General features: G+C 49.0%; 7 protein-coding genes. All 7 read right to left on the bottom strand.

Features of this window, described 5'->3' with window-relative positions:
• Positions 1-1,343 (bottom strand): ABC transporter substrate-binding protein (locus JW883_12805; GenBank protein ID MBN1843144.1); only part of this gene is annotated, 1,343 nt, incomplete at its 3' end.
• Positions 1,344-1,701: 358 nt separating this feature from the next.
• Positions 1,702-2,268, bottom strand: coding sequence for a CDP-archaeol synthase (locus tag JW883_12800; GenBank protein MBN1843143.1), 567 nt, complete (start codon positions 2,266-2,268; stop codon positions 1,702-1,704).
• An 18-nt stretch (positions 2,269-2,286) separates the two neighbouring features.
• The gene (locus tag JW883_12795; GenBank protein MBN1843142.1) at positions 2,287-3,447 is read right to left on the bottom strand and encodes a radical SAM protein; all 1,161 of its coding nucleotides are present in this window, start codon (positions 3,445-3,447) and stop codon (positions 2,287-2,289) included.
• Positions 3,448-3,507: 60 nt separating this feature from the next.
• Positions 3,508-4,458 carry a universal stress protein gene (locus JW883_12790; protein MBN1843141.1) on the bottom strand — a complete coding sequence of 317 codons (951 nt, stop codon included), beginning with the start codon at positions 4,456-4,458 and terminating at the stop codon, positions 3,508-3,510.
• Positions 4,459-4,537: 79 nt separating this feature from the next.
• Positions 4,538-5,701 carry a 6-phosphofructokinase gene (locus JW883_12785; protein ID MBN1843140.1) on the bottom strand — a complete coding sequence of 388 codons (1,164 nt, stop codon included), beginning with the start codon at positions 5,699-5,701 and terminating at the stop codon, positions 4,538-4,540.
• A 13-nt stretch (positions 5,702-5,714) separates the two neighbouring features.
• Complete coding sequence (locus JW883_12780) at positions 5,715-6,041, bottom strand: hypothetical protein (protein ID MBN1843139.1); 327 nt, start codon at positions 6,039-6,041, stop codon at positions 5,715-5,717.
• 66 nt (positions 6,042-6,107) lie between these two features.
• The gene (locus JW883_12775; GenBank protein MBN1843138.1) at positions 6,108-6,551 is read right to left on the bottom strand and encodes an Hsp20/alpha crystallin family protein; all 444 of its coding nucleotides are present in this window, start codon (positions 6,549-6,551) and stop codon (positions 6,108-6,110) included.
• Between the last annotated feature and the right edge of the window lie 226 nt (positions 6,552-6,777).

Here is a 6,777-nt window from a genome sequence, read left to right as displayed (position 1 = left end):
TGTTCGTTTACATGGTTGAGATAAGAGAGCGCCCCGTGGAGGGTCTGGGTTCCCAGGAAGCTGGCATGACCCCCTAAGGCCAGAGAAGAACCGAGCAGTATTTCACCATCAGTAACCCCGGGAACTGCCAGTGCTCTTTTTATCTTCTCCCAATCAACAAGCATAATAAACTTGCCGTCCTTTATCTGTGTGAAATAAACCCGTTCCAACCCCTGGTGATCATCCGTACCAAATGTGACAGTATTGGCAATACCAAGGGAATAGTTCTGTATAGAATCCATGGAATCGACGAATTTTTCACGGTCCAAATCCCTGCCCGCCTTTCGCAGGCCTTCCACCAATACCCTGGCATTTACATAACCCTCAAGCCCAACAAAGTTCGGTTTATCTTTAGGATAGTATTTTTTCAGTAGATTGCAGTATTCCTCCGCACCCCAAAGCAAGGTTCTTGCTTCCGGTGTCTCAGGCGGCGGCACCACCTGTGTGATAATAACTCCTTCTCCTTTCTCGCCCAGTTTCCTGGCCAGCTCGTCGGCGCCTACAAAGGAGACATTATGGAAGATGGGGTTAAAGCCTTTTGATCTAGCCAGTTTTATGAACTTTGCACAAGGGTCATAGGTACCGATCATAATGACCGCATCGGCGCCGGAAGTGATAATTTTTTCAAGCCCCTCTTCTACATCCAGGGTACCTCGGACATAGCTTCCCGTAGCTACCGGGGCCAGGTCATATTTCTTGAGAGCAATCTCTGTTCCGGTAAGGCCGTCGAATCCATAGGCATCATATTGGTAGAATACTGCTATCCTTTTTATGTCTAGGTCTTCTATCAAGTGTTTAACCACGGCGCCGGTTTCCTGGTAATAGGATGCCCGGACATTTATTATATAGCGTTTAAAGGGTTCTCTCAGGGCATTTGCCCCGGTAAAAAGACCCAGAAGCGGGATTCTGGCCTCTTCAACAATAGGGATAATCTTGACCGACGTAGGGGTTCCCACATAGCAGAAGAGGGCAAATACCTGATCCTCATTAATAAGCTTTTGGGTATTGGCCACACACCTTGGAGGGTCATATCCGTCATCGTATGAGATTACTTTTATCTTCCTGCCGTGGATGCCACCTTGTTCGTTTACATGGTTGAGATAAGAGAGCGCCCCGTGGAGGGTCTGGGTTCCCAGGAAGCTGGCATGGCCACCCAAGGCCAGAGAAGAACCGAGTAATATTTGACAATCACTAACCCCTGGAACAGGCCCTCCGCCAACCTTGCCTTTAGGTGCTTTGTCACAAGAAGAGACTAAAAAAAGTACAAAAAAGAACGTGCCAAATAATTTCACTGAGCGCTTCATCCCTTTCTCCCCATGCATTTTTATAGGCTGTGGACAGGAACTACCGGTTGTACAATGGCCGATTTATTTGCCCTGGCCGGGATACCCTGCAGCGCACCGTCGCCGAAGCTATGGCGCATGGGCGACTTGCTGCTGGGAGCTTCATTTTTTTCGAAAGATACCATTTAAAGAAATCAAAGGCAACCTTTCCCCAGCCAAATGAAAACCAACAGGCTTACAAAGCGTTATCTTACGAAAAAGAATCACGCCCAGAGGACGTGGCTTTGCTTACTCCCAGGGGGGACTTCAAGACCTCCGCGTTAGTTTTGCGGGAACCCCTTCCGTAGCAGCTCAGAATGGCATTTCGCACAGGCCAGATTCATGCCAGAGTCTTTCGCATCCCCAGTAGATAGCCGATGCTGGATACGGTCACATGCAGCACAATAGTAAGTGGGAAGGACCATAAGACCAGCAAGAAGGAAGGTTTTACAAGCAAGAACAGGAAAAGCCAGATGCCTATGGTCAAGTCAACCTGATCAAAGAGAAAAAAAGCTGCCCCAAGAAGGTTTTTTTTTCTCTTGCCGGGAGAAATATCCAGTTGACGTTTTATGAAACTGTTGGGCAATTCCCCTGTAGTCATGCCAAGACCGAGCAGCACCCCTGCAACATAGCCATTTTGCGTGTAGTCCAACAGGAGAAGCCACGCAGGAATGTGAACGTTATTCTGAAGCCAGGCCTGAATCATTGTTCCCACAGTACAGAAAAACACATTGACCACCAGCCCTCTCCAGGTCTTATGGTTGCCAAAGACCCTTTTTCCTCTGAACATCAGGCCGGAATCGAGTGGCCTTTTGAGCCGGCTCAACCAGTCATATTTTATGCAGACTCCCTGGGCGATAGCCGCCAGCAGCAGCGGAAATCCGAAAAACAGGAGCTGGCGGGTCATGTCGAGCACAGCCACCTTTTAAGAAATACCGAAAAAGTGGGCATAAGAGTGCTTTGCAACCCATTGCAGGGCATGGAGTAACGAAGTGCTATAGTGGCTCACCTGAAAATTACATGTGGAAAGACAATGGGGGCTGCATTTTTCCTTCTGCTTGGCCAGTCTGACCGGGTCGAATTTCGGGCCATCATAGATGTTGCCCCAATCTTCAGTTGAACTATAAAGCTCAAAGCAAGGGGCAAAGCTCCCATCCAGGCGGATGATCATAGAGAGCTGTCCGGCACAACATGGCCAAGGGGACAATTGATGTCGAACGAAGAGCTTCATAGTCCGGAGATGTTCAACCGAGTTCACCATCGTGTAACCCTGCTGGTTTTTTTCGATCAACCAGTCTATGAGTTCGTCCACGGCCTGAGACTCCTTCTCTGTGATCCAGGCCCCATCATCCTCGTGTTGGTAGGTATCATATTTGATCAGTGGGGGTTCATTGATGTGGTAATCAGTGGCGATGCCATAGCTGTGAGCGATTTCAGTGAGTGTCTTGGCATCTTTCACATTCTTTTGTGTAATATTAATATTTAGAAAGGTAATGTATCCATATGTTTTTTCCCTTTCGACCAGATATTCAAATTGGGGTTTTATCCGTTCGAGGTATTTGGGAATACCTTCATAGGCACGGACAGCGTCCACGGCAAGATTAACAGTGGAAATACCGGCTTTTCCAATCTCATCGACAAATACTTTATCCATCAGAATGCCATTTGTGGGAAGATACACAAAAAACCCTTTGTCCACGGCGTAGCGCGTAAGCTCCACGATAAAGTCTTTGCGTACCAGGGGCTCTCCACCCATGTACGCCAGGACCCTGCAGCCTGCGCGATCAAGCCAGTCCACGGCATCCTGAGCCACTTTCATGCTCATCCCTGGTATAGTTTTCCCTCTGCTGTAACAATAATGACAGTCGAGGTTACAATTGAGGTCGGTGTACAGGAAGGAGAGGAGCGGTCGGAATTTTCTGGAACTTATACGGGATTTAACATAAGGGACGAACCAGCTATTGTAAGCTACAGTGAAGTTTCGTAGGTCATACCTTGTGTCGCGGGTAGTTCTCTGGGATCTATTCCTCCAAGGTATCCAGTTGGGTCGGTTGTTGAAAAGTCTTGGTTTGGGGAGCAGGTCCATAGTAGATGCTCCTTTCCCAGAACCGGAGGCCCTTGAGAAGTGCCAAGAGTTTAGATTTTCTCAGGAAACCACCCAAAGGGCCTGTTCAGAAGTCTTTTGAAGCAAGCGCATGGCAATCCTTCCTGCAAAAAAAGCCGGCCTTTTGCCCCGTCGGCCAACCATCAAGGTGCCATGCCGTTGAGAGGCCGCTTCATCAAGGATGGCCGTGGAGATATCGTAACTCCAGGTGGTGTTCTTGATCTGGATCTGGTTCTTTTTCAGGCCTGCCGTCTCAAGTTTTTGAAGGGCTTTTTCGTAAAATTCTTCCATGCATCGGCTGTCCTCACGCTCAAGAATCTCCTGAAGGCGTGGTTTCTCTCTTGCGATTTCGTATGGTCTCCCTGTGGCGAGAACGGAACGGCAGTGTTTAAGATGGGATTGGACATGGAACAATGTTAGCCTGAGGTCCGGGTTGGGCCCCACCATATCAACCAGGTGATCCAGAATCCGGAAAGAAGTCTCAGATCCGTCGACCGCGAGCAGGACCTTCATGGAAACAGCTTCTCCGGAAACAAGCCACACCGGGATCTCCACTGCGTTTTCGACGACCTTCGTAGCGGTGGCGCCAAGAAAGCAATCCCGGGTCGGGGTAAGCCCCCTGCGCCCGAGGACGATAGCGTCATAGCCCCCCCGTTCAGCCCGGTTCAAGATGTCTTTGGCCATTCCCAGTTGCATAGGTTCGGTGACCGTTTCGATTCGGTTTTCAGAGATTCCCTCACCGACCATGAGGTCTTTGAACCTGTCAACAAAAGATCCGGCTGCTTCTTTCTCTTCTCGAATCAGTTCATCAACCTCGGCCTTGACCTCGGGATCTGCTTCCGCCTTCTCAATAAGGATGGCAGGAAGCAAGGGCTTCACATTAAAGAGCGTATAGGTGACATCCTTTACGGCCGAGGAGATCCTGGCGCAATATTTGACGGCCTGTTCGGAATAAGCGCAATTGCCAACAGCTACTAATATCTTCTTTCCCATATTTCACGTGCGAGGCAGAAAAACCAGGCTTCAATAGATTCTTATACTTTTAACAAGTTATAGAAATTCCGAGGTAAAATCAATACAGAAACATCGGTTTTCCCGCAATCGATTCTGCCTTGGGCCGATATTCGTCCACGTCATAGAGCTCTCGGACATCCACTCTTTTTTGCCCGGACGTGACCGTGCTTATCGGGATATCCGTGTACACCCCTCCGGACAATGCCACCATACGGCCCGAATCCTCCCTTTTTATGAGGTTAATCGCCATGTTGGCAAAATTGATAGCCACCATAAGGTCAAGCGAATCCGGGGCGCCGCTTCTCATAAGATAGGATAGCTGTTGAAAAATGATCCCCTGGTCTGTCAGTTTTTTTAACGCATCGCCTGTTGTAATCCCGATTCCGCCCAGTTTTCTATGGCCGTATGCGTCCTCCTCGCCATACTCGACGACTTTTCCGCTTACCATTTGAGCCCCTTCCGAAATGGTCAGCATGGCATAGTTGCTCGGATTTGCTCTTTTATCCGCCATAATGAGTTCGGCCAATTTTTCCGGATCAAAAGGAACCTCCGAAATGATGGCCCGGTCCACCCCAGCAAGGTATGCGGATATGAGTGAGGTCTCACCGCAGTTTCTTCCGAATAGCTCAATTACGGCAATCCGCTCATGGGAACCAGAAGACGTGCGCAGGGCGTGAATGAAATCCACTGACCGGGTGACTGCAGTGGAAAACCCTATGCAGTAGTCAGTTCCAAACACGTCGTTGTCCATTGTCTTCGGAATAGCAATGACCGGGAAGCCTTCCTCGTGGAGTCGCTCTCCATAGCTCAAGGTATCGTCCCCGCCAATGGGGACCAATAGATCGATACCAAGATGTTCCAAATTGCTTAAAATATGAGGGGTTACATCAGTTTTGTCAGCCGTGGGATGGGCGTCTAAGAAACTTGGCATTTCGCTCTTTTTTACCGCGCCGGGATTCGTGCGTGACGTGTGCAAAATGGTGCCGCCTGACCGGTCAATCGTTCTCACCATGGCCTTATCCATAGCTATCACGTTGACATCGTGAGTGCTTTCATCTTCAATATTGTATTCTACAAGGCCTGCCCATCCTCTTCTTATGCCGAAAACCCCCATCCCCTCGTCAATCGCCCGGCAAACGATGGCCTTGATGCATGGATTCAGGCCTGGAACGTCACCGCCTCCTGTGAGAATCCCGATTGTTCGGACCTTATTGTTTCCCATTATTGCTCACTTTCTAGTTGGATTTCATCATTTCAATGATATGCCCCTCTTCGGTGGCCTTCCACTTGACCACAACCTCATCTCCCAACATAAAATCCTCTAAGGTTGCCGATTGCCCGCGTTTCTGCAAAATGGCCTGGGGGGATAGCGGCCCGCCTACGGTAAACATCTTTCCTTCCAATGGGATTTCAATGACCACCGTGCTGTAGGCCGTGTCAATGGCGGTTATCTGCCCTTTCATCTGGTAAACCTTTTCCTTCGCCATACCTTGGGCGCCAGAAAAATACAAGACAAAAATCACGGTCAAGAAGGGCGCGATGATGTAGCATAATCTTTTCATGAGTTACCTCCTTTTGTACACGCTTCCATTTCATCATTCAAACCCCGGGGAGGGCCACGTGCTTTTTCATTTGACCTTGATCTCGATTTTCTTTTTCTTCGCCTCCTCGGCTTTGGGAAGAGTTATCTTCAAGACACCCTTGTCAAATGTCGCCTCGATCTTATCACTCTGTACGTCAACAGGGAGTCGGAACGAACGCTGGAAAGAGCCGCAGTACCTCTCGCAATGATAAAAGTGTTCGCCTTTTTCTTCCTCTTCCTTCTTCTTCTCGCCTTTGATGGTCAGGATGTCACCCGAGACACTAACGTCAACGTCTTTTGCCTCAAGACCGGGAAGATCGGCCTTGATCACGAGATTGTCCTGGGTTTCGGAAATGTCGGCTGAAGGTGCCCATTCTTCTGAAAAAATCCTGGGAAAAGGTCTTCCGCCCAAAAACCGGTTCCAGAGCCTGTCCGCTTCCCTGCGAAGCGAACCAAGTTCGCCAAAAGGTTCCCATGGTGTTAATTCCATAATAACTCCCTCCTTTTTATGTACCCTCCCAAGGGTATTGAAATTGTTAACCGTTCACAGGTTACATTTACGCCGTATGGAATTGTTTTGAAAGATGAACATCGAACATCGAACATCCAACGTCGAATGAAAAACAAACACCCAATACCGAACATTCAACCTGTCGAGAGCCTCAAGGTCGTGCGACGGCTATTTCTGTTTCTTTTCAGCCCTTCGACTCCGCTCA

This window comes from Deltaproteobacteria bacterium (genome assembly GCA_016930875.1).
Classification (GTDB): Bacteria; Desulfobacterota; Desulfobacteria; order Desulfobacterales.
The sequence above is the reverse complement of the archived record's forward strand: the minus strand, read 5'-3'. Positions and strand labels throughout refer to the sequence as shown.

Excerpts from the sequence above, each read along its gene's own strand:
- JW883_12775 (MBN1843138.1), bottom strand. The coding sequence starts at position 6,551 with ATGGAATTAACACCATGGGAACCTTTTGGCGAACTTGGTTCGCTTCGC.
- JW883_12780 (MBN1843139.1), bottom strand. The coding sequence starts at position 6,041 with ATGAAAAGATTATGCTACATCATCGCGCCCTTCTTGACCGTGATTTTT.
- JW883_12795 (MBN1843142.1), bottom strand. The coding sequence starts at position 3,447 with ATGGACCTGCTCCCCAAACCAAGACTTTTCAACAACCGACCCAACTGG.
- JW883_12800 (MBN1843143.1), bottom strand. The coding sequence starts at position 2,268 with ATGACCCGCCAGCTCCTGTTTTTCGGATTTCCGCTGCTGCTGGCGGCT.
- JW883_12790 (MBN1843141.1), bottom strand. The coding sequence starts at position 4,458 with ATGGGAAAGAAGATATTAGTAGCTGTTGGCAATTGCGCTTATTCCGAA.
- JW883_12785 (MBN1843140.1), bottom strand. The coding sequence starts at position 5,701 with ATGGGAAACAATAAGGTCCGAACAATCGGGATTCTCACAGGAGGCGGT.